22 protein-coding genes and 1 pseudogene are annotated in these 19485 nt (G+C 61.9%); 6 read left to right on the top strand and 17 right to left on the bottom strand.

The features are described 5' to 3' along the window. Positions 1–6: 6 nt before the first annotated feature. The 7 genes from ybgF to ybgC all read right to left on the bottom strand — a co-directional run bounded on the left by ybgF (position 7) and on the right by ybgC (position 6595). Positions 7–1029, bottom strand: coding sequence for a tol-pal system protein YbgF (gene ybgF, locus DMO26_RS09365; RefSeq protein WP_117191787.1), 1023 nt, complete (start codon positions 1027–1029; stop codon positions 7–9). Between the two features lie 186 nt (positions 1030–1215). Then, entirely contained in the window at positions 1216–1749 is a 534-nt protein-coding gene (pal, locus tag DMO26_RS09370) for a peptidoglycan-associated lipoprotein Pal (protein WP_117191788.1), read from the bottom strand. Positions 1750–1934: 185 nt separating this feature from the next. Then, complete coding sequence (gene tolB / locus DMO26_RS09375) at positions 1935–3248, bottom strand: Tol-Pal system beta propeller repeat protein TolB (RefSeq protein ID WP_117191789.1); 1314 nt, start codon at positions 3246–3248, stop codon at positions 1935–1937. Positions 3249–3332: 84 nt separating this feature from the next. Further along, positions 3333–4556, bottom strand: a complete 1224-nt coding sequence (locus tag DMO26_RS09380; protein WP_117191790.1) for a hypothetical protein — start codon at positions 4554–4556, stop codon at positions 3333–3335. 10 nt (positions 4557–4566) lie between these two features. Continuing rightward, on the bottom strand, positions 4567–5019 hold the full coding sequence (gene tolR / locus DMO26_RS09385; RefSeq protein WP_117191791.1) for a protein TolR: 453 nt from the start codon (positions 5017–5019) through the stop codon (positions 4567–4569). A gap of 27 nt (positions 5020–5046) precedes the next feature. After that, on the bottom strand, positions 5047–5766 hold the full coding sequence (gene tolQ / locus DMO26_RS09390; protein WP_117191792.1) for a protein TolQ: 720 nt from the start codon (positions 5764–5766) through the stop codon (positions 5047–5049). 373 nt (positions 5767–6139) lie between these two features. After that, positions 6140–6595, bottom strand: coding sequence for a tol-pal system-associated acyl-CoA thioesterase (ybgC, locus tag DMO26_RS09395; protein ID WP_117191939.1), 456 nt, complete (start codon positions 6593–6595; stop codon positions 6140–6142). Between the two features lie 122 nt (positions 6596–6717). On the opposite strand from ybgC, the gene DMO26_RS09400 reads away from it, so the two are divergent. The 3 genes from DMO26_RS09400 (at position 6718) to DMO26_RS09410 (ending at position 9747) form a co-directional block, all read left to right on the top strand. Beyond that, positions 6718–7938, top strand: coding sequence for an NAD-dependent epimerase/dehydratase family protein (locus tag DMO26_RS09400; protein WP_117191793.1), 1221 nt, complete (start codon positions 6718–6720; stop codon positions 7936–7938). Positions 7939–8017: 79 nt separating this feature from the next. After that, complete coding sequence (locus DMO26_RS09405) at positions 8018–8869, top strand: glycosyltransferase (protein WP_226951243.1); 852 nt, start codon at positions 8018–8020, stop codon at positions 8867–8869. Further along, the gene (locus DMO26_RS09410; protein WP_117191795.1) at positions 8866–9747 is read left to right on the top strand and encodes an NAD-dependent epimerase/dehydratase family protein; all 882 of its coding nucleotides are present in this window, start codon (positions 8866–8868) and stop codon (positions 9745–9747) included. Before DMO26_RS09405 ends, DMO26_RS09410 begins: the two co-directional genes overlap by 4 nt. Here DMO26_RS09410 and DMO26_RS09415 read toward each other — a convergent pair. The 8 genes and pseudogenes from DMO26_RS09415 to ruvC all read right to left on the bottom strand — a co-directional run bounded on the left by DMO26_RS09415 (position 9713) and on the right by ruvC (position 14249). After that, a complete protein-coding gene (locus DMO26_RS09415; RefSeq protein ID WP_117191796.1) occupies positions 9713–10096 on the bottom strand; it encodes a hypothetical protein in 384 nt (127 codons plus the stop codon). The genes DMO26_RS09410 and DMO26_RS09415 overlap by 35 nt on opposite strands. Continuing rightward, positions 10089–10310 carry a hypervirulence associated TUDOR domain-containing protein gene (locus DMO26_RS09420; RefSeq protein WP_117191797.1) on the bottom strand — a complete coding sequence of 74 codons (222 nt, stop codon included), beginning with the start codon at positions 10308–10310 and terminating at the stop codon, positions 10089–10091. Before DMO26_RS09420 ends, DMO26_RS09415 begins: the two co-directional genes overlap by 8 nt. A 59-nt stretch (positions 10311–10369) precedes the next feature. Continuing rightward, positions 10370–10873 carry an NUDIX hydrolase gene (locus DMO26_RS09425; RefSeq protein ID WP_117191798.1) on the bottom strand — a complete coding sequence of 168 codons (504 nt, stop codon included), beginning with the start codon at positions 10871–10873 and terminating at the stop codon, positions 10370–10372. A 4-nt stretch (positions 10874–10877) separates the two neighbouring features. Continuing rightward, on the bottom strand, positions 10878–11777 hold the full coding sequence (locus DMO26_RS09430; protein WP_117191799.1) for a metallophosphoesterase: 900 nt from the start codon (positions 11775–11777) through the stop codon (positions 10878–10880). Beyond that, positions 11778–12818 carry a Holliday junction branch migration DNA helicase RuvB gene (gene ruvB / locus DMO26_RS09435; RefSeq protein ID WP_117191800.1) on the bottom strand — a complete coding sequence of 347 codons (1041 nt, stop codon included), beginning with the start codon at positions 12816–12818 and terminating at the stop codon, positions 11778–11780. Positions 12819–12889: 71 nt separating this feature from the next. Further along, entirely contained in the window at positions 12890–13507 is a 618-nt protein-coding gene (ruvA, locus tag DMO26_RS09440) for a Holliday junction branch migration protein RuvA (protein ID WP_117191801.1), read from the bottom strand. Between the two features lie 97 nt (positions 13508–13604). Next, positions 13605–13685, bottom strand: a pseudogene (locus DMO26_RS34920) (AbrB/MazE/SpoVT family DNA-binding domain-containing protein); the annotation flags it as partial. Positions 13686–13739: 54 nt separating this feature from the next. Further along, positions 13740–14249, bottom strand: coding sequence for a crossover junction endodeoxyribonuclease RuvC (gene ruvC, locus DMO26_RS09450; RefSeq protein WP_117191802.1), 510 nt, complete (start codon positions 14247–14249; stop codon positions 13740–13742). Positions 14250–14439: 190 nt separating this feature from the next. On the opposite strand from ruvC, the gene DMO26_RS09455 reads away from it, so the two are divergent. Both DMO26_RS09455 and DMO26_RS09460 read left to right on the top strand, forming a co-directional pair. Further along, positions 14440–15852 carry a methyl-accepting chemotaxis protein gene (locus tag DMO26_RS09455; protein ID WP_117191803.1) on the top strand — a complete coding sequence of 471 codons (1413 nt, stop codon included), beginning with the start codon at positions 14440–14442 and terminating at the stop codon, positions 15850–15852. A gap of 122 nt (positions 15853–15974) precedes the next feature. Next, entirely contained in the window at positions 15975–16976 is a 1002-nt protein-coding gene (locus DMO26_RS09460) for an LLM class flavin-dependent oxidoreductase (protein WP_117191940.1), read from the top strand. 54 nt (positions 16977–17030) lie between these two features. On the opposite strand, the gene DMO26_RS09465 is transcribed toward DMO26_RS09460, so the two are convergent. After that, positions 17031–17777 (bottom strand): YebC/PmpR family DNA-binding transcriptional regulator, encoded by a 747-nt coding sequence (locus tag DMO26_RS09465; RefSeq protein ID WP_117191804.1) that lies wholly within the window; start codon positions 17775–17777, stop codon positions 17031–17033. Positions 17778–17949: 172 nt separating this feature from the next. Between DMO26_RS09465 and DMO26_RS09470 the strand changes: the two genes are divergently transcribed. Continuing rightward, a complete protein-coding gene (locus DMO26_RS09470) occupies positions 17950–18462 on the top strand; it encodes a pyridoxamine 5'-phosphate oxidase family protein (RefSeq protein WP_117191805.1) in 513 nt (170 codons plus the stop codon). Between the two features lie 26 nt (positions 18463–18488). On the opposite strand, the gene DMO26_RS09475 is transcribed toward DMO26_RS09470, so the two are convergent. Continuing rightward, positions 18489–19337: an MBL fold metallo-hydrolase gene (locus DMO26_RS09475; RefSeq protein ID WP_117191806.1), complete on the bottom strand. Its 849-nt coding sequence runs from the start codon at positions 19335–19337 to the stop codon at positions 18489–18491. Positions 19338–19485: the final 148 nt, after the last annotated feature.

Below are 19485 nucleotides of genomic sequence, written 5' to 3' on the forward strand. Positions count from 1 at the left end.
CTGCCGTCAGCAGGCCAGGCGCTTCTGCTCGCTGCCCACCTTGGCAAGCACCGCCTTGGGGGCCGTCGGATAGCGCTTGGTCACTTCCCTGAGCGTCGCGCATGCCGTCTCCGTATTGTCAAGGGCGGCGAGCGACATGCCGAGCTTCAGGAGCATTTCCGGCGCTTTGGGCGATTTCGAATAGGTCTGGTGGGCGTTGAGGAAAGTCTTGGCCGCCTCGTTGTATTTGCCCTGCGAATACTGCGCCTCACCGAGCCAGAAGCTCGCGTCGGCAATCTTGGCGCCTTTCGGATAGGCCGCCATGTAGCCGTTGAATTCCTTTTCGGCCAGCGAATAGTCGCCGGCGAGAACATGATTGTAGGCCGACTGGTAGGCGTCGTTCTCATTGCCGAGGGAGGCTGTCTGCTGCGGATCGGGCCGCGCAGGCGCTGCCGTCCTGCCTGGGACCTGCGGGCCGGTATCGACCCCGGGAAGGCCGGATGCATTGTTCGTCGGGTTGCGGGTCGCGCCGCGCGGATTGCCGTTCTGGTCGAGGTCGATCGAACCGAGCGTGGTCGGCGGCGGGGCGGTCGTCGCGCCCGGCTGACCGGCGCCGGCATTGCCAGGGGATCCGATGATTCTCGCGACATCATCCGCCGGCGGCTGGGCTGGCGCGGAGGGCTGCGAGGAAGGTGGGCGGTTGGCCGCCACGGCCGGTTTCCCGGCCGTGTCGTCCACTTCGCTTCTCTTCTTCTTTTCCAGGTCCTGGAAACGGAATTCGTTGTCTTCCTGCGTTTTGCGCATCTGCTCCTGCATCTGGAGCAGCTGATAACTCATTTCCTCGATCCGGCCGTTCAACTGCCGGACCTCTTCCTGGAGCTGCTGGATACGAACGGCATCATTGCTCTGCGCCAGGATCACCGGCCGTTCGGCCGAGGATTGCGGTGCAGCTGCCTGATTTCCCTGGAAGAGTTTCGGCAGCGAGAAAGCTTCTGCGGAAGCGCCCGTCGCCATCAGCCCCAGCATCGCTGCCAAGACAAGTTTCTTCATGAGTGTCCGTCCTGCTCGTTAGTCTTACGCCGGATTGGCGCGAGAGGAGATTTTTCCAACTGCCGCCAAAAAGCAACCAAATCGGAATCAAAAATCCCGGAAATCAGGGCTAAACTATGGAAAAAACAAAAAGGCGGCCTTTCGGCCGCCTTTTTGATGTGTCTGTAACGTTTGCCCGCCGGGCGATCACATGCCGGCGCCGCCGAGAACCGTCACCGCGCGGCGATTCTGCGACCAGCAGGAAATGTCGTCGCAGACTGCAACCGGACGTTCCTTGCCGTAGGAAATGGTCTTCATGCGGTTCGCCGGAATGCCGCGCGATGCGAGATATTCCTTCGTGGCAGCCGCACGGCGGGCGCCGAGCGCCAGGTTGTATTCGCGCGTGCCGCGTTCGTCGGCATGGCCTTCCACGGTGATCGCGTAGTTCGGATAACGCTGCAGCCACTGGGCCTGGCGATCGAGCGTCTGCTGAGCATCGGCGCGGATCGAGGTCGAATCGGTGTCGAAGAAGATGCGGTCGCCGACATTGACGGTGAAGTCCTGCTGCGAGCCGGGCGTTGCTGCACCCGCGCCGTTGAGGCCGAGGTCGCCGGCATTGTTCGGCAGGTTCTTCTTGTTGGCGCAGCCGGCGAGAGCCAGAGCCAGCGTCAAAGCGATGACGGCCGGGTTGCGGGCGAGGGTCTGCATGCGGCTCATTGCCGGGGTATCGGTGCGGCTCATAGCCGGTCTCTCCTTGATCAGTATTTCAGAGTTGCCAGAATTCACGGTTTCCAGACTCTAACCGGGCTCGGTTAACCATGCTCAAAGGGTTATGGTTAACAAATTATTCCCGTGTCCCTTTTCGTTCATTTTCAGCAGATTGGGGCGGGAAAGAGGCGCAAGCCGCCTCCCTCCCCTTAACCATCCTATTCGAGAAGCGGCGACCAGGCCGGGTCGGAGGCGTAGGACGGCGTCTTGATCTGCAGTTCGTTGTAACCGGTCAGATCGATCGAATAGAGCTGCGGGCCCCCGGAGCCCGCGGCCTGGCGGAAGAACATCAGGACACGCCCGTTCGGCGCCCAGGTCGGACCTTCGTTATGGAAGCCGGAGGTCAGGATGCGTTCGCCCGAACCGTCCGGACGCATGACGCCGATCGAGAACTTGCCGCCCGACTGCTTGGTGAAGGCGATGAGATCGCCGCGCGGCGACCAGACCGGCGTCGAATAGGAACCGTCGCCGAAGGAAATGCGGGTCTGACCCGAACCGTCGGCATTCATCACGTAGATCTGCGGACGGCCGCCGCGGTCGCTTTCGAACGCGATGCGCCCGCCATCCGGCGCATAGGACGGCGACGTATCGATCGCCTGGGTCGAGGTGAGCCGCGTCGTGGTACGCGAGCGCAGGTCCATCGTGTAGATGTTGGAATTGCCCTCCTGCTGCAGGCTCATGATGACCTTCTGGCCATCCGGCGAGAAGCGCGGCGAGAACGTCATGCCCGGAAAATTGCCGACCACCTCGCGTTGCCCGGTTTCGAGCTGCAACAGATAGACGCGCGGCTGGTTGCCTTCGAACGACATGTAGGTGATTTCCTGCCGGCTCGGCGAGAAGCGCGGCGTGAGCACGATGTCCTTGGTGTTGGTCAGCATGCGGACATTGAAACCGTCTTGGTCCATGATCGCGAGATTGCGCTGGCGGGCGTTCTTCGGGCCGCTTTCGGAAACGAACACGACGCGGCTGTCGAAATAACCGTTTTCGCCGGTGATCTGCTTGTAGATCGCGTCGGCGATGATGTGGGCCACACGCCGCCAGTTCTCCGGCTGGGTGAAGAACTGCTGGCCGGTCATCTGTGAGCCCGCATAGGTATCCCAGAGACGGAACTCGGCGCGCAGACGCCCGTCGCCCTCACGGGTGACGCGGCCGGTGACCAGCGCCTGGGCGTTGATGACCTTCCAGTCCTCGAAACGCGGCGTCCGGTTCGGATCGGCAATCTTCTCGATGAAGGCCTGCTTGTTGATCGGCGCGAACAGGCCGGAGCGCTGCAGGTCTGCGGCAATCACCTGCGAAATCTGCGGCCCCAACTCGTTGTTGGACAGGAAATCTGTGACCGCAATCGGCAGCGGCTGAACATTACCCTTGTTGATGTTGATCGTGACTTCGGCGGTGGCCGGGGTGGCAGCAACAAAGGCAGTCAACATGCCCGCGGCCACCATAACGGCGCGGAAAAAAGAGTTCTTGATCATAAAAACAAGCCTTTCAGCTTAACACGAGAGTTTCGGGGCAGGTCCCGTTTCATATCTGTCTGCATCGGTTCCGTACCTGCCGGCTCACAATGCGAACTCAGACGGATCGAAGTTCAGCACCAAAACATTCCAACCTTTTTCACCCTGATACTTTTCGGCGGGTAAATTCTTCAGCGGCGCGGACCTCAGGAGTGCACGACGCGTGCTGCCTTCCACCGCGCGCCTTGTGCCTTCCGGACCGCCCGTCGCAGTCACTTCCGGCTCGCCCACGATATTGCCGGACTGGTCGAGCTGAACCCTGATCTTCACGCGGACTTCCGCAACGCCGGTCAATCCCCCGACCAGTTGCCAGTTGCCCTGAATCTGACCCTTGACATTGTCGATCTCACTGGAGCTCAGACCGACGCCGATCGTCTTCGTGTCGCCGCGGGCAGCCACCTGCGTCGAACGCTTGGCACCGCCCGACGCATCCTGCTTGTTGAGTAGGGCAGCGATCTGATCGGCGTTGAAATCACTCGCCATGGACGAGGATGACTTGGCGGTCTCCTGCTGCTTGCCTTCCTTCTTGTCGGACGGTTTCACGGAATTGGTCGCCTTGCTGTCGGTCTTGGCCGTTTCGGTCGGCTTTGCCGTATCCGGCTTCGTCTCGGCAGGCTTCTCGACGGGCTTGGCCTGTTCCTTCGGCGGCTCGGGCTTCGGCGGCTGCGGCCTCGAAGCGGGCGTCGGAACCGACTGCGGCAGTTCGCCCGTCTCGGACGTGTTCTCGGCCTGCACCGGGGCGGGCGTCGGCTTGGCGGCCTCCGGTTTTGGCGGCGTAGGCTCGGGCTTCGGCGGGGTCGCTTCCGGTTTCGGAAGTGGCGGCGTGATCTCAGGCTTGGGCTGCGGCAGGGCGGCGACCTCGGTCGGCTTCGGCGCCGTCTCTTCCTTGACGATATCCTTGACCTGGTTCTGTTCCGGCGTCGGGGTCGGCGTCGGCCGTTCCGTCGGCTTCGGCGCCGCCGTCGCCTCCGTCTGCAGCGGCTTGGTGGCCGGCGTCGGAGGCGTCTTCAGATCGACGTCGTTCTCGCCGGCATTCTGGGCGTTCTCGACGATCTTCTGGTTTTTGGTTTCCTTCGGAGCAGGCTTCTGGCTCGGCGGCGCCTTCTTGTCGCCCTGCTGCACCTGAGTGATCGATTCCACCGGAACGATATCGACCGGCAGCGCCTCCACATCCGCCACTTCGAAGGACGCAGGGGCGCTGAGCGAGACCAGGGCGAAACCTAGCACCACCGTGTGCAAAACCAGCGATGTGCCGAGACTGGTCTTCATCTCGCTCCGATCACTTCGCCTGTTCCTGAAGCGTGACAAGGCCGATATTCTTGTAACCGGCGGCGGAAATGCGGGCCATGACCTTCATCACGACGCCATAGGCGGCTGTCGTGTCGCCGCGCACGTAGATGCGTTCGTTATAGCCGGTGGTGGCGATCGCCTGCAGCTTCGGCACGATTTCGTCGATGACGATCGGCGTCTCCTGGAGGTAGATCTCGCCTTTCGGATTGACCGAAACGGTGATCGGCTGGGTGTCCGCGTTCATCGCCTTGGCCTGTGTTTCCGGCAGGTCGATCGGCACGCCGACGGTCATCATCGGTGCGGCCACCATGAAGATGATGAGCAGAACGAGCATGACGTCGACGAGCGGCGTCACGTTGATTTCGCTGATGGCGCCGCGACGGCCACCGCGCCTGCGGCGCCCGCCACCCGATGCCTTCGATCCTCCGGCCGACATACCCATGATGCGTACTCCTTGGCCTTGGCGGGATTATTGCGCCGCCTGACGCGGCTGCAGCTTCTCGTCGATCTGGCGGGACAGAATGGCGGAAAACTCGTCCGCGAAACCTTCCATGCGCGCCGAGAGCTTGCCGGCATCGGCGGTGAACTTGTTGTAGGCAATGACCGCCGGAATAGCGGCGACAAGGCCGATCGCGGTGGCGAGCAATGCTTCTGCGATACCGGGTGCGACGACGGCGAGATTGGTCGACTTCGAACCGGCGATTGCCTGGAACGAGGTCATGATGCCGACGACGGTACCGAAGAGGCCGATGAACGGACCGGCCGAACCGATCGTCGCAAGCGAACCGAGACGCGCCTCATAGGCTTCCGCCTCGCGCGACATCGTCACGTCCATCGCCCGGTCGATACGCATCTGCAGGCCGATCGGTGAGCGGGCGCCGCGTTCGAAGCTCTTTTTCCATTCGCGCATGGCGGCGACGAAGATGGCTGCAAGGCCGTTGTTCTGCCGTTCGGCGAGCGTCCGGTAGAGCTCTTCCAGCGACTGGCCCGACCAGAAGACCTGCTCGAACTGGTCGAACTGACGTTTGGCCTTGGCGAAGTTCACGTATTTGTCGATTACGATCGCCCAGGTCCAGACCGATGCGCCGAGAAGCCCGATCATCACCAGCTTCACGACAAGACCGGCCTGCATGAACAGTGACCAGAGGCTAACTTCGCTCGCCGCGGCCGCCAAACCTACCTGTTCCATCTATCTTCTATCCCCGAATCCAAACGCCCGGCTTTTAAGGACCGGGCGGGTTCAAAAGCGCTCTCGCGAGAAATTATGCATGATCGCTGGATGCGCTCGCTTAACCCCAAGGTGCCCTGAGCTTTCAGCTTGGCTTCTCGCTTTCAATTTTGGTCAAAGGAAGGCGTGCGTTGCACAAATTCCTCGGATGCCAGTAAGACATCATTATCGTTAAGAATGTGTTACAGGAAGATATTTGCATCACACTTCCGATTGACCATGAATCGCCGCGAGGCCACGCGGTCGGCACAAACAACTTCGCGATCTCCATCTTCGAGGATAGGACGGATCGCAGCATATCTGCAGCGGCCGGTGAGCCGAAGCTGCAGCCGACCTATGGATCGACCGCCTTGCCCAAAAACTTCTCCGCCACAGTCTCCGGCAGGCGGCGCGGGCGGCCGTGCCTGTTGATGACGGCGATCACCACCCTGGCGGCGATCAGCAGGGTCTCGCCGCGGCGGATCTCCTGGTTGAGCACCATCTTGGCGCCGCCCGCCTTTTCCGTCAGGGTCCGGATCGTCAGGATATCGTCCATGCGGGCCGGCTGCTTGAAGTCGATTTCCATGCGGTGAACGACGAAAACCAGCCCTTCCTCGTCGGCCGAAAGCAGCGTGCTCTGCTCGCAGCCGAGACAGCGCAGATAGTCGGTCCGGCCGCGCTCCAGGAAATGCAGGTAACGGGCGTGATAGACGAGACCGGAAAAATCCGTGTCCTCGTAATAAACACGCTGGGCGAGCCTGTGCCCGCCTTCGATCAATTCGCCCGATAACGAAAAATTGTGTTCCTGCATGATCTGCCTTGGAAAATTGCCGTTCTTCCACTGGATGAACTTGAAATGCCCACCCAGTTTTGAAGTGCTGTCACACATCTTCCCTATCAGGAAACTTTTCGAAAACCAGCGGAGACTACGTTATGAAGATAGCAGTCCTCGGCGGCGACGGTTTCGTCGGCTGGCCGACATCGCTCCACCTGTCCGATGCCGGCCACGAGATCCATATCCTCGACAATCTTTCCCGCCGCTGGATCGATACGGAACTCGGCGTCCAGTCGCTGACCCCGATGGACAGCATCCAGGAGCGCACCCGCATCTGGCACCAGGAAACCGGCCGCCGCATCCATTTCCACCTCATCGACCTTGCCCGCGACTACGAACTCTTGAAGGCCTGGCTCGCCAGGCACCGGCCGGACGCCATCGTTCATTTCGCCGAACAGCGTGCCGCGCCCTATTCGATGAAGAGCGACCGGCACAAGAACTACACCGTCAACAACAACGTCAACGCCACCCATAATCTTTTGAACGCACTGGTCGAACTCGATCTCGACGCACATCTCGTGCATCTCGGCACGATGGGGGTCTACGGTTATTCGACGGTCGGCGCGGCGATCCCGGAGGGTTACCTGCCCGTCGGTATCAAGACGGCGGATGGCCGCTCCGTTTCCCAGGAAATCCTCTATCCGGCCAATCCGGGCTCCATCTACCATATGACCAAGTGCCTGGATCAGCTCCTCTTCCAGTTCTACGCGAAGAACGACGGCTTGCGGATAACCGACCTGCACCAGGGCATCGTCTGGGGCACCCACACTGAACAGACCCTGCGCCACGCGCAGCTCATCAACCGCTTCGACTATGATGGCGATTACGGCACCGTCCTGAATCGTTTCCTCATCCAGGCGGCGATCGGCTATCCGCTGACCGTGCATGGTACCGGCGGCCAGACCCGCGCCTTCATCCACATCCAGGATTCGGTCCGCTGCATCGAAATCGCGCTCAAGAACCCGCCCGCACGCGGCAGCCGGGTCGAGATCTTCAATCAGATGACGGAAACCCACCGGGTCCGCGATCTCGCCGAGATGATTGCCGCCATGACCGGCTCGCGGATCGCCTGGCTTCCCAATCCGCGCAAGGAAGCGCCGGAAAACGAGCTGATGGTGAAGAACGAAAAGTTCCTCGGCCTCGGCCTCGAACCGACGACGCTTGGCGATGGCCTGCTCGGCGAGATCGTCGACGTTGCGAAGAAATACGCCTATCGCGTTGATCGGACTCGCGTTCCCGCCGTTTCCGCCTGGACCCGCAACATCGCCGCCAAGGTGGAGCACGATCCGGAAGGCAGGCGGCTGAAATCGGTGTCTTGAAGAAAGTGAGGCTTGAGCCGCGTCGCGGGCTTCGACGCGCCTACGGGATGTCGACCAAGCGGATGACGGATACCGGACAATGACTTCTACCCTTGTGGACTCCTGCCCGATGGCGCCCGCCCCCTTTGCGTTCGTTACCCTCGTCACCAATTCCGACTATGCCATGGGTGCGACGGCGCTCGCCCGATCCATACGCCTGACGGGCACCGCCGCCGATATTGTCGCGCTGCATACCGGCGGCGTCGCACCTGATGATCTCGCCCCCCTCGCCGCGCTCCAGTGCCGGTTGATCGAAGTCGAGCACCTGCCGCTCTCCGATGCCTTCAACGAACGTCATGGGCGGAAGAACCTGCATGGCGCAGCTCCCTTCACCAAGGGCCGCAAGCCGGATTTCCACACGCCCCTCGACAATTTCTGCAAGCTGCGGCTCTGGCAATTGACGGAGTACGATAAGGTCGTCTTCATCGATGCCGATGCCCTGGTGCTGCGGAACATCGACAGGCTCTTCGACTATCCGGAGTTTTCAGCCGCTCCGAATGTCTATGAAAACCTCACCGATTTTCACCGGCTGAATTCCGGCGTCTTCGTCGCAAAACCTTCCTGGGAAACGTTCGGGCGAATGCTCGCCGCTCTCGATCAGCCCGATGTCTTCTGGCGGCGGACCGACCAGACGTTTCTGGAAACCTTCTTTCCCGACTGGCATGGTCTGCCGGTGTTCATGAACATGCTGCAATATGTGTGGTTCAACATGCCGGCGCTCTGGGATTGGGACAGCATCGCGGTGCTCCATTACCAATATGAAAAGCCCTGGGAGGCGGATCATCCCAAGGCGGACCTCCTGCGGCCGCTGATCGAACTGTGGCGCGCCTTCCACGAAGGCCGGGAAATACCGGCCCTGTCCTCCTTGCCGAAACCGGCGGCGCCGTCATGAAGGTCCTGGTTTCGGGGGGAACCGGCCTCGTCGGCCGCTATATCGTCGAGGGCCTGCTTTCCGCGGGTTATCGGGTCACGGTGGGCGGCCGCACCGAACCCGCGCCCGGCTTGTTCACGAAACCGGTCCGCTTCGTGCCGCTCGCTCTCGACCCGGATCTCGACCAGACCGGAGCTTTCGACGGCATTTCTTTCTTCGTGCACGCAGCCTTCGACCATGTGCCGGGAAAATATCGCGGCGGCGAGGGAGACGATCCCGGCCGATTCCACCGCCTAAACCTCGATGGTACGACAAGCCTCTTCGAAACGGCCCGTCGCGTGGGGGTGCGGAGAAGCGTCTTTCTCTCCAGCCGCGCCGTCTATGATAGTCTGCCGGCCGGAACGGTGTTGACCGAGGACCTGGTCCTCGATCCCGACAGTCTCTACGGACGGATTAAGCTCAGCGGAGAACAGGCGCTTTCGGCCCTCTCGGCTCCGGGCTTTGCGACGGCAAGTCTTAGGCTGACCGGCGTCTATGGCAATCTCCGCCCCAACAAATGGGACGGGCTTTTTGCAGATTTCCTCGCCGGCCGCCCTATGCCCTCGCGGGCCGGCACGGAAGTGCATGGCCATGATGTCGCATCCGCCATCCGGCTGATGCTCGAAACCGCGGCGGGCAGGATAGACGGCGAGGTCTTCAACGTTTCGGACCTGTTGACGGATACGCGGGAAATCCTGGGCTTTCTGCCCCCAGCCCACCGCCTGCCGGAATCAGCCGATCGCGGCGCGATCAACATCATGTCGACGTCGAAGCTGGAAAGCCTCGGCTGGAAACCGGGTGGCAAGGCGCTTCTGGCGCAGACCGTCAGGGACTTGGCGAATTCGGGTGCGACTGCCTGAAGCGCCGCATCTTCGCCTCCTGTTTCGCCGTCTCGATCGCCTTCTTATGCTCCTCGGCCCATTTCTGGCCGGCGTCGCCGCCCCAGAGCAGCCAGGCGATATAACCCGTCGAGGGATTTTCATCGTCGCCGAAATTGTCGGCGCGCTTATCCACCTTGTGACGGGAAAAATAGCTGACCATGCGCCGAATGGTCTGGTCGGAAACCGATTTGCGGTTCTTCAGGTCGCGGGCGCGGGCAACGCCCACCATGGTGCCGCCGCGGCGATATTGCGATCTGAGTTTCAACCCCTTCTCCGCCGCTTCGGCCACCTCCGCCGGCGGAATGCGGTCGGGACGTTCCTCAGCCATGGCGCTTCTCCAGTTCCGACCGGCTTTTCAGGGCCCAGCGATCGCCTTCCTGGTTCACAAGGCAGGCCGGCTCGTCGACGCTCGCCTTGCGCTTAATGACCTTGCCCTTGATGCGGCGTTCGACGTCACTGGTGAATTTCTGCGCAACTTTGCCTCGGGCTTTGCCGCGCCCCCATGTCCACTCCACTTCGTTTCCGATGCTGATCTTCTGCATGGCATTCTCCTTCTCCCACAAAGAACGGAGTGCGCATGGCAGATGTTCCAGAGATAGGCTTAACGATCGAGATCGCCGTCGCGCCAGACGATATGACGCGGACTTGCCGGCAGCGTCTCGATTTCCTCGGCGATGAAATAGGGCGGGATATCGAGCGCCCGGAGCGCCGCAGTCGTGGCCGGCGCCCATTTGAACTCCAGCTCGTGCCCGTCCATGACGCGATGCACGATATCGGTCGGATGGAAGGGAAAATGCGCAGGCACTTCCATCAGATAATAGAGCCCGAACTCGTGCCAGTCGCGACCTTCGTAGTGGAAGAAGTTCTCGACCGACCAGAGCAGCCGCCCGACCGTGACGTTGGCGCCGAGTTCCTCAACCATTTCCCGCTTCAGCGTCTCTTCCGACGTCTCGCCGATCTCCGCCCGGCCGCCGGGAAATGTCCAGAAGGGCTCGTGCACGGCCCGATGCACCAACACATAGCCGTCGCGGAACCCGAGCCCCGCCACCCGCATCTGGAATGCGTCTTTCGCCTTGGTCTTGATGCGGATGCGTGTGCGTGCCATCGGATTACCCCAGTTCGATCACGACGATTTCCGGCCTGGAGCCCACCCGGATCGGCAGGATAGAGCACCCGAGGCCGCGCGATACGATGAGATCGCGCCTCTGTTCGCGATAGTGTCCAGCAGGATAACGCCGCGAGCCCGGTGAAGCCGCAACCGGCCGCCAGCCGAAAATATCAATCTGGCCGCCGTGGGTATGGCCCGAAAGCGTGAGACTGACCCTGTCGTCCACCTGAGGAAATATGTCCGGCTCGTGCGCCATCAACAGCACCGGTGAGCCATCGGTCACTTGCGCCAGCGTTCCCGGCAGGTCGTCGATGCCGTGCAGGCCTGCCCTTCCGAAGTCCTTGCCGGGACGCAGAGCCATCTGATCGCCCAAACCCGCCAGCCAGAACCCGTGGCCGTCCTTCTCCAGCCGTACCGCTTCGTTGATATAGGTCGGAATTCCGACGGCCCGAAGCGCACCCGCCGCAATATTCTCAGCCAGGGGATCTCTCTGGAAGAGCAGGTCCTCCCAATGGTCGTGATTGCCGAGAACGGCATGCACACCGAGCGGCGCCTTCAGCCTCGCGAGCGCCTGTGCCCAATTCGATGCCGGAATATGATCCGTCACCGCATTCATGCCCGACACATAGTCCCCCAGCAGCAGAATGATATCCGCGTCCAACCCGTTGGCCGCGTCGCAGATCGCCTGGATCCGGCCGACGCTCATCCAGGGCTCGCAGGCATGAATATCCGCGATGACGGCGACGCGCAGTTTCAGTCCCGAGGTCCATCTGGTCGGAGTAACGGCATATCGCGTCAGTCTCGGCCGTGCCATTACCTCGACGACGGGGTAAGCAGCCAAGGCGAAAAGGCCCGCGACCCCTCCGACAAACGCTTTGAGGAACGTACGCCGGTTGATCACTCAATCGTCCTCGAGATTCATCCTGAACTGCGCCGCTTCGAGATCCTTGGGCGGCTGCATTCCGAGATGTTTCCAGGCATTTGCGGTCAAAACACGGCCGCGCGGGGTGCGCTGGATGAAGCCCTGCTGGATCATGTAGGGCTCGATGATATCCTCGATCGCGTCCCGCGGCTCCGAAAGACCCGCCGCGATCGTCTCGATGCCGACCGGGCCGCCGCCGAAATTGACGGCGATCATGTTGAGGTAACGTTTGTCGAGCTGGTCGAGGCCCATGTTGTCGACGAGGAGACGAGTCAGCGCCTGGTCGGCGATCTCCCGCGTCACCGCCTCTGCCCTGGCGACTTCCGCGAAATCGCGCACCCGCCGCAGGAGACGACCGGCGATGCGCGGCGTTCCGCGTGCCCGCCGGGCGATTTCGCGGGCGCCGTCGTCGGTCATCGGCAGCCCCATCAGCCGCGCGCCGCGCCGCACGATCAGTTCCAGTTCCTCGACGGTGTAGAAGGACAGGCGAACCGGAATCCCGAAGCGGTCGCGCAACGGCGTGGTCAGCAGCCCGAGGCGGGTGGTGGCGGCGACCAGCGTAAATTTGGAGAGATCGATCTTCACCGACCGCGCCGCCGGCCCCTCGCCGATGATCAGGTCGAGCTGGAAATCCTCCATCGCCGGATAGAGGATTTCCTCGACCGCCGGATTCAGCCGATGGATCTCGTCGATGAACAGCACGTCGCGCTCTTCGAGATTGGTCAGCAGCGCCGCAAGATCGCCCGCCTTGGCGATGACCGGTCCGGAGGTCGAACGGAAATTGACGCCGAGTTCCTTCGCCATGATCTGCGCCAGCGTCGTCTTGCCGAGGCCGGGCGGCCCGACGAAGAGGACATGGTCGAGCGCTTCCCCGCGGTTCTTCGCCGCCTCGATGAACACCTTGAGATTGGCGCGCGCCTCCGCCTGGCCGGTGAACTCGTCCAGCGATTGCGGCCGCAGCGTCGTATCCAGGTCTTCGCCCCGCTTTTCAGGCGATATCAGGCGAGAGGGTTCATTCATAAGGGCATTTCCGTTCGAAACTCGATCTCAGTCATACACGACGCACCGCGGATTCGCAGCCGCGATCGGCCCTACCGCGCCAATTCCTTCAACCCCAGCCGGATCAGCTTGGCGCTGTCGCCCCCTTCGCCCCCATTCTTCAGCGCGGCCGCCACGGCGTTCGCCGCCTGGTCACGCGAATAACCGAGATTGGTGAGCGCCGAAACCGCATCGGCAACCGGCGCCGAGGCGACGCCTTCGCCGATCTCCTGCTTGAGGCCGATATTGGCCGCCATCTCGCCCGCGAAAGCCGGCGCCTTGTTCTTCAGTTCGGTCACGATTCTCACCGCAACCTTGGGGCCGACACCCGGTGCCCGCGAGACGGCAACCTTATCCTGGAGGGCGATCGCGTTGGCGAGCTCGGATGGCGTCAGGGTCGAAAGCACCCCGAGCGCCACCTTGGCGCCGACCCCCTGGACGCTCTGCAGTAGGTTGAACCACTCGCGCTCCAGCGCCGTCAGGAATCCGAACAGCTTGAACTGGTCCTCGCGCACATAAGTTTCGATGAACAGTACCACCGCTTCGCCGACGGAACCGATCTTCGAAAGTACCCGCGACGAGCAGAAGACTTCGTAACAGACGCCATGTACGTCGACGAGCACGTGATCGTCACCGATTTCGTCGATAGTGCCTTTGAGCTTGCCGATCATGGAATGGTCCGCCAACGATGATTTAAGAAGGATGAGTTTCAGGTGAGAGCGTCGCCGGTCTTTGCCGGCATCACGCCCGCGTCGGACATGACAAAACCACCTCGGCCCCCGGTCCGATATTCAGCCGGTCGCGTATTTCCTTGGGAATGGTGACCTAGCCTTTCTCGGTGACGCACATGGTAATACCTCCAAAGTATTACTTACGGGCAAGCAAGAACACGTCAAGAACAAACTAGCTTGCCAGCGCTTGGCGCATCCGGTGGCCGCCGCGGTTGTGGGCGTGGCAGACGGCGATGGCGAGCGCGTCGGCCGCGTCGTTCCCTTTGAAATCGGCCTTCGGCATCAGGATCTTCAGCATCATGTGGATCTGCTGCTTCTCTCCGTGGCCGACACCGATCACCGATTTCTTGACTGCGTTCGGCGCATATTCGGCAACCGGCAGCCCGGCCCGCGCCGGCACCAGCATGACGACGCCTCTTGCCTGACCGAGCTTCAGCGTCGCAACCGCATCCTTGTTGACGAAGGTCTGCTCGACGGCTGCCTCGTCGGGCTTATAGGCGTGTACCACCTCGGCAAGCCCGTCGTGCAGCTGGCACAGGCGGGATGCCAGATCCATCTCTCCGTCGGATGTTACCGTCCCGGAAGCCACGAAGCGCAGGCTGTTGCCGAGCGTCTCGATGATCCCCCAGCCGGTGCGGCGAAGCCCCGGGTCGATGCCGATGATGCGAATCGTCTCTGTCATGAGCTGAACTCTATCCTGCCTTCCTTCTGAGTGCCACGAGAATGTGAACAAACCGGAAACGGCTTTATCGTCATTGTTAACGTTCGGCTAACCACATGGAGAAGCTTCGTCGCGCTTCAGGCCGGCGGGGGCAACGTTGGCACGTTTCTCGCGTTGGATTTCCGTGTCTTGGCACAAAGAGGAGGCAGTCATGTTGAGGAGACATAATTCCCTAACCTTCCGGATGGCCGGGCTCGTGCTGGCACAAAGCGCGACGGCTGCCGTCCTGATTTTTTACATGGTCGGAGAAACGACACCGGTGGAAACGCTGGTGATTGTTTCATTCCTGGCCGCCCTGGCCGCGGTGGCGGCATTTGCGGTCCGCCGGATGCTCGCACCCCTGATCGGCATAGCGCGCACGGTCTCGGAACTCGCTGCCGGCAAACCGGCCGAACCCGGCGAGCACGCCCTGCGCACCGACGAAATCGGCATCATTTCCCGCGAACTCGAACGGTTCTGCCGAAGCCATCTCGATCGCATCCTGAAGGACGAGGAGCGGCGCGAGCAGCGCGAGACGCAGATCGCCGAGGCTGGTGCCCGCGATGTGGAATGCGCAAGAACCGAGGCCGAGAAGCTGAGGATGGTGGTCGATGCTCTGGACGGCGGTCTCCGGCGCCTCGCCGTCGGTGATCTCACCGTCCGCCTCGACATGCCGTTTCCCGAGGAGTTCGAGGGCCTGCGGGCCGATTTCAACCATGCGCTGACGATCATAGAGGAGGCGCTCGGGCAAATCGGCGCCGGCGCTCGCAAAGTCTTTGCAGCCTGCGCGGACGTCGAGGATGGCCTCACCGAGGCGACGCTTGCCGGCGCCAGCCAGACCGCTGCGATCACCGGCCTGGCGTCTGGCATCGATGCGCTAGCCGAAACGCTGAGGAGGAGGAAGATGCAGACCGGGCATACCGCCGGCATCGTCCACAATGCCGGGCTCGACATGCGCCATCCAAAGGAAGTCATGCGGACCGTGGCGACAGCGATGGAAGCCATCCGCGCCGCCTCGGTCGAAATCCAGCCCGCCGCCAGGACGATCCAGGAAATCGCCTTCGAAGCCAACATGCTCGCCGTCAACGCCGGTATCGGAGCGTCGGAGCCCGGTGACGAAAGCGGCAGGTTCAAGGTCGTCGCGGAAGAAATCCGCGATCTCGCCGAACGCGCCGCGGAAGCCGCAAAGGAGATTTCCGGCCTCTCTCGCAAGTCGGCCGAGGCGACGGAACTCGGCAGCAAGTCGGTCGAAAGGGCCGGCAGGGAATGGGATGCCATGTCCGTCTACCTCGATGCGCTTCGCGACTGCCTGGATGCGGTCGCCGCGAGCTCGGCGAAGGAAATCGAAGCGATTGCCGGGATCAGGGCGACCGCGTTGGCGATATCCAGGGCAGGCCGGGATCACGCGGGCCGGATCGAGATGCTGACTGCGAAGATGGATGGCATCGTCCGGGAGACCGGCACGATCGATCATCAGGTCGCCCGCTTCGCGCCCGTCACGATCCTAGCGCCCGGCTGCGTGTCCGCTCCCGAAAACCGCAAGCGCCCGAAGCCCGGCTCACATCTGCGGCTGGTCAAGTCGTGAAGGAAAGGGCCGCTCGCCGCAGCCCCTTCCCGATACGCCGGGGGTCGTATTTTTGGACACGACTGCCTAAATAGGCGGGGTACCCGTCACTCGTCTCCCCAGGCGCATTCCAGGACATGCCGATGATCCCCTTTTCCATTCTCGATCTTTCACCCGTGGGTGAAGGTTATTCCGTACGCGATGCGCTCGACCAATCCCGCCGCATGGCGATCAAGGCTGAAGAGCAGGGATACAAGCGCGTCTGGCTGGCCGAGCATCACGGCATGCCGGGCATTGCGAGCGCCGCGACCTCCATCGTCATCAGTCATGTGGGTGCCGCGACAAAAACGATCCGCGTCGGTTCGGGCGGCATCATGCTTCCCAATCATTCGCCGCTCGTTATCGCCGAACAGTTCGGCACGCTGGAGGCGCTGCTGCCGGGCCGCGTCGATCTCGGTCTCGGCCGGGCGCCCGGCACCGACATGCGCACCGCGAGCGCCCTCCGTCGCAATCTCGAGGCCGGAGCCGAAAGCTTTCCGCATGACATCCTCGAGCTGCAGCGCCTGCTCGGCACACCGGAACCGAACCAGGGCCTGCTTGCCGTCCCCGGAATGGATGCCCATGTGCCGATCTGGCTGCTCGGGTCGAGCATCTACAGCGCTCACCTCGCCGCAGCCCTCGGCCTGCCCTATGCCTTTGCGTCGCATTTTGCGCCCGACATGCTGATGGAAGCGATCGCCATCTATCGCGACCGTTTCCAGCCCTCGCTGGAGCTCGAAAAACCCTATGTCATGGTCGGTGTCATGGGCGTTGCGGCGGAGACGGATGCCGAGGCGCAGAAGCTCTTCACCTCTTCCCAGCAGCAGTTCGTCAACCTGCGCAAGAACGTCCGCACCCGTTTCCCCAAACCGATCGACAGCATGGAAGGTTTTTGGACGCCGATGGAGAAGATGAACGTCGAGCATACCCTGCGCTACGCCGCCGTGGGCTCGGTGCCGACGATCGAGGCGCAGTTGACGGAGTTTCTCGGCGAAACGCAGGCGGACGAGTTGATCGTTTCCATGCCAATCCACGACGTCGAGAAACGGCTGCGTTCGGTGGAGCTGTTTGCGACACTGCCGATGATGGAAAAAGTCGCTGCCTGAAAACGGAACGGGCCGGTCAAGCCGGCCCGCATCACGCAACTTTTGAGAAAGACCTCAGGCCGAAAGCTTAGCCATGACCTCTTCGGAAACCTCGAAATTCGAATAGACGTTCTGCACGTCGTCGTCGTCTTCCAGGTTGTCGATCAGCTTCAGGAGCGATTCCGCTTTTTCCTGATCGACTTCGATCGTGTTCTGCGGCTTCCAGACCGCTTTGACCGTGGAGGCTTCGCCGAGCGACGCTTCGAGTGCCTTCGACACTTCGCCGAGGCTTTCGAAGGCGCAGATGATTGTGTGGCCTTCCTCGTCGGAGGTCACGTCGTCGGCACCGGCTTCGATCGCCGCTTCCATCACCTTGTCCGCGTCACCGACGGAGGCCTTGTAGGTGATCTCGCCCACATGGTCGAATGAGAAGGATACCGAACCGGTTTCGCCAAGCGCGCCGCCCGCCTTCGTGAAGATCGAACGGACGTTGGAAGCTGTGCGGTTGCGGTTGTCGGTCAGCGCCTCGACGATGACCGCCGTGCCGCCCGGGCCGTAACCCTCGTAGCGGACGGAATCGTAATTTTCCGCGTCCGCGCCCGACGCCTTCTTGATGGCACGGTCGATATTGTCCTTCGGCATCGACTGCGCCTTGGCGTTCTGGACAGCCAGGCGCAACGCCGCGTTCATGCTTGGATCGGGCAGGCCCGCTTTTGCCGCAACGGTGATTTCGCGCGCAAGCTTGGAGAACATCTTCGAGCGGATCGAGTCCTGCTTGCCCTTGCGGTGCATGATGTTTTTGAACTGTGAATGGCCAGCCATGGGACCCCTGACACTTTAGCTTGTTTGGAATGGCGCCTTATAATTTCGAAGCGGTGGCCGTTCAAGACCTTTCCGCGCGCCGGGAAGGAGCGTCAACCGCCACCAGCCCGGAACAAAGCCAAAGCCTTGCCGTTTGACCTCCCGAGCAGATCAGCAACGAAGGAGATATTCGATGGCAAGCCTCACCGAAGCCCGCGAAGCGCCTGAACGACAACTGTGGGACGAGATCAACAACATCCATGCCGGCATGCTCGGCATCGAGGGCTCGCACATGCATTTTCGGCCCATGGCGCCGAACGCCGATCCAAAGACCAGCACCATCTGGTTCTTCACCAAGACCGACACCGACTTGGTGCGAGCGATCGGCGCGGGCGCGATGGCGCATTTCTGCGTCGTCGGCAAGAACCACGATTACCACGCCTGCCTGGCCGGTCGGCTGGAAGTGCGCAAGGACCCCGCCAAGATTGACGAATACTGGAGCGCCGTCACGGCCGCCTGGTACGAAGACGGCAAGGACGACCCGCTCCTCACCATGCTGGCGCTGCGGGTCGAGGACGCCGAAATCTGGGCCTCCACCGACAGCTCGCTGAAATTCGGCTGGGAGATCGCCAAGGCCAACTGGAAAGACGAGAAGATGCCGGAAGTCGGCGTCAAGCAGCACCTGGCCTTCCCGCAGTTCCATTGACGGGGCGTGCCGCGCCGCAGGAGCCTTCAAAGCCCCTGCGGCACCAGGATCGTCGGCTTTTTCGGCAGGCCGCGCATCGAGACCCGGAGCGTCGCTTCCTTCGCATAGGCGATGTCGAACTTGCCGTCGAACATCGAAAGGAAGCGGTCGAGCGGCGGCCCCCAGCGATGCATCGGCAAGATGAGCGAGGAGCGCAGCCGCTGCACGACGCGGCTCATGCTGTCCGCTCCCATGGTCAGGCCGCCGTCGACGGGAACCATCAGGATGTCGAGCCGGCCGATCTCCGTATATTGCGCCTCGTTGAGCTCGAAATGCAGATGGCCAAGATGGCCGATGCAGAGACCGGCGACCTCGAAGATGAAGATCGAATTGCCGTTCTCCTCGATGCCGCCTCCCCAGTTGCGGATGTCGGAAACGACATTGCGGATATAGACGTCTCCGACTGTCAGTTGGTGCTTCGCCTTTTCGCCCGGCATGTCGCTCCAGCCGTGCAGGACATGCTGTATCCGGCTGTCGGGATTGAGCGTGTAATGGGTGGAATGCGCCTTGTTCATCGTCACCACGTCGGGAAGGCGCGACGGCTGGTATGCGCCGCTGTAGTCCGTCGCGATGCCGACGCCCTCCGGGCTCTCGATGAAATAGGTCGAGTGGCCGACGAAGGTGATCTTCACCTCTTCCTTTTCGGCAAGGCTGAGCTTCCTGTCCGCCTGGGCGAACTGCACGCCGGACGGCTTGAAGCTCGCGAACATGACGCCGGGAAGCTTCTGAGCTATCGCCTGGCATTGGCTGACGGGCATTTCCGCCTGCTGGGCAAGGGCCGCGAAGGCGGACAGGAAGAAGGTGGAAAGACTGAATGCAAGAGCCCGCAGCATCATGCCACTCCGAAGACTGAGTTCATGCTCATTCCCGGCGAAAAGATGCGGCATGGCAAAAGGCGGGTCCAGCGGGAAGTTCGACAGGCACCCTCACAATTCTGTCATTGGTCGGGCCAATAGAATTGATTATTGAAAGCATGCTGTCTCC

The sequence above is a fragment of the Rhizobium terrae genome, assembly GCF_003425685.1.
Lineage (GTDB): Bacteria > Pseudomonadota > Alphaproteobacteria > Rhizobiales > Rhizobiaceae > Neorhizobium > Neorhizobium terrae.

Bases quoted from the DNA above. Each gene is read 5' to 3' on its own strand.
- ybgF (WP_117191787.1), bottom strand. From the start codon at position 1,029: ATGAAGAAACTTGTCTTGGCAGCGATGCTGGGGCTGATGGCGACGGGC.
- pal (WP_117191788.1), bottom strand. From the start codon at position 1,749: ATGAGCCGCACCGATACCCCGGCAATGAGCCGCATGCAGACCCTCGCC.
- tolB (WP_117191789.1), bottom strand. From the start codon at position 3,248: ATGATCAAGAACTCTTTTTTCCGCGCCGTTATGGTGGCCGCGGGCATG.
- DMO26_RS09380 (WP_117191790.1), bottom strand. From the start codon at position 4,556: ATGAAGACCAGTCTCGGCACATCGCTGGTTTTGCACACGGTGGTGCTA.
- tolR (WP_117191791.1), bottom strand. From the start codon at position 5,019: ATGGGTATGTCGGCCGGAGGATCGAAGGCATCGGGTGGCGGGCGCCGC.
- tolQ (WP_117191792.1), bottom strand. From the start codon at position 5,766: ATGGAACAGGTAGGTTTGGCGGCCGCGGCGAGCGAAGTTAGCCTCTGG.
- ybgC (WP_117191939.1), bottom strand. From the start codon at position 6,595: ATGCAGGAACACAATTTTTCGTTATCGGGCGAATTGATCGAAGGCGGG.
- DMO26_RS09400 (WP_117191793.1), top strand. From the start codon at position 6,718: ATGAAGATAGCAGTCCTCGGCGGCGACGGTTTCGTCGGCTGGCCGACA.
- DMO26_RS09405 (WP_226951243.1), top strand. From the start codon at position 8,018: ATGACTTCTACCCTTGTGGACTCCTGCCCGATGGCGCCCGCCCCCTTT.
- DMO26_RS09410 (WP_117191795.1), top strand. From the start codon at position 8,866: ATGAAGGTCCTGGTTTCGGGGGGAACCGGCCTCGTCGGCCGCTATATC.
- DMO26_RS09415 (WP_117191796.1), bottom strand. From the start codon at position 10,096: ATGGCTGAGGAACGTCCCGACCGCATTCCGCCGGCGGAGGTGGCCGAA.
- DMO26_RS09420 (WP_117191797.1), bottom strand. From the start codon at position 10,310: ATGCAGAAGATCAGCATCGGAAACGAAGTGGAGTGGACATGGGGGCGC.
- DMO26_RS09425 (WP_117191798.1), bottom strand. From the start codon at position 10,873: ATGGCACGCACACGCATCCGCATCAAGACCAAGGCGAAAGACGCATTC.
- ruvB (WP_117191800.1), bottom strand. From the start codon at position 12,818: ATGAATGAACCCTCTCGCCTGATATCGCCTGAAAAGCGGGGCGAAGAC.
- ruvA (WP_117191801.1), bottom strand. From the start codon at position 13,507: ATGATCGGCAAGCTCAAAGGCACTATCGACGAAATCGGTGACGATCAC.
- ruvC (WP_117191802.1), bottom strand. From the start codon at position 14,249: ATGACAGAGACGATTCGCATCATCGGCATCGACCCGGGGCTTCGCCGC.
- DMO26_RS09455 (WP_117191803.1), top strand. From the start codon at position 14,440: ATGTTGAGGAGACATAATTCCCTAACCTTCCGGATGGCCGGGCTCGTG.
- DMO26_RS09460 (WP_117191940.1), top strand. From the start codon at position 15,975: ATGATCCCCTTTTCCATTCTCGATCTTTCACCCGTGGGTGAAGGTTAT.
- DMO26_RS09465 (WP_117191804.1), bottom strand. From the start codon at position 17,777: ATGGCTGGCCATTCACAGTTCAAAAACATCATGCACCGCAAGGGCAAG.
- DMO26_RS09470 (WP_117191805.1), top strand. From the start codon at position 17,950: ATGGCAAGCCTCACCGAAGCCCGCGAAGCGCCTGAACGACAACTGTGG.
- DMO26_RS09475 (WP_117191806.1), bottom strand. From the start codon at position 19,337: ATGATGCTGCGGGCTCTTGCATTCAGTCTTTCCACCTTCTTCCTGTCC.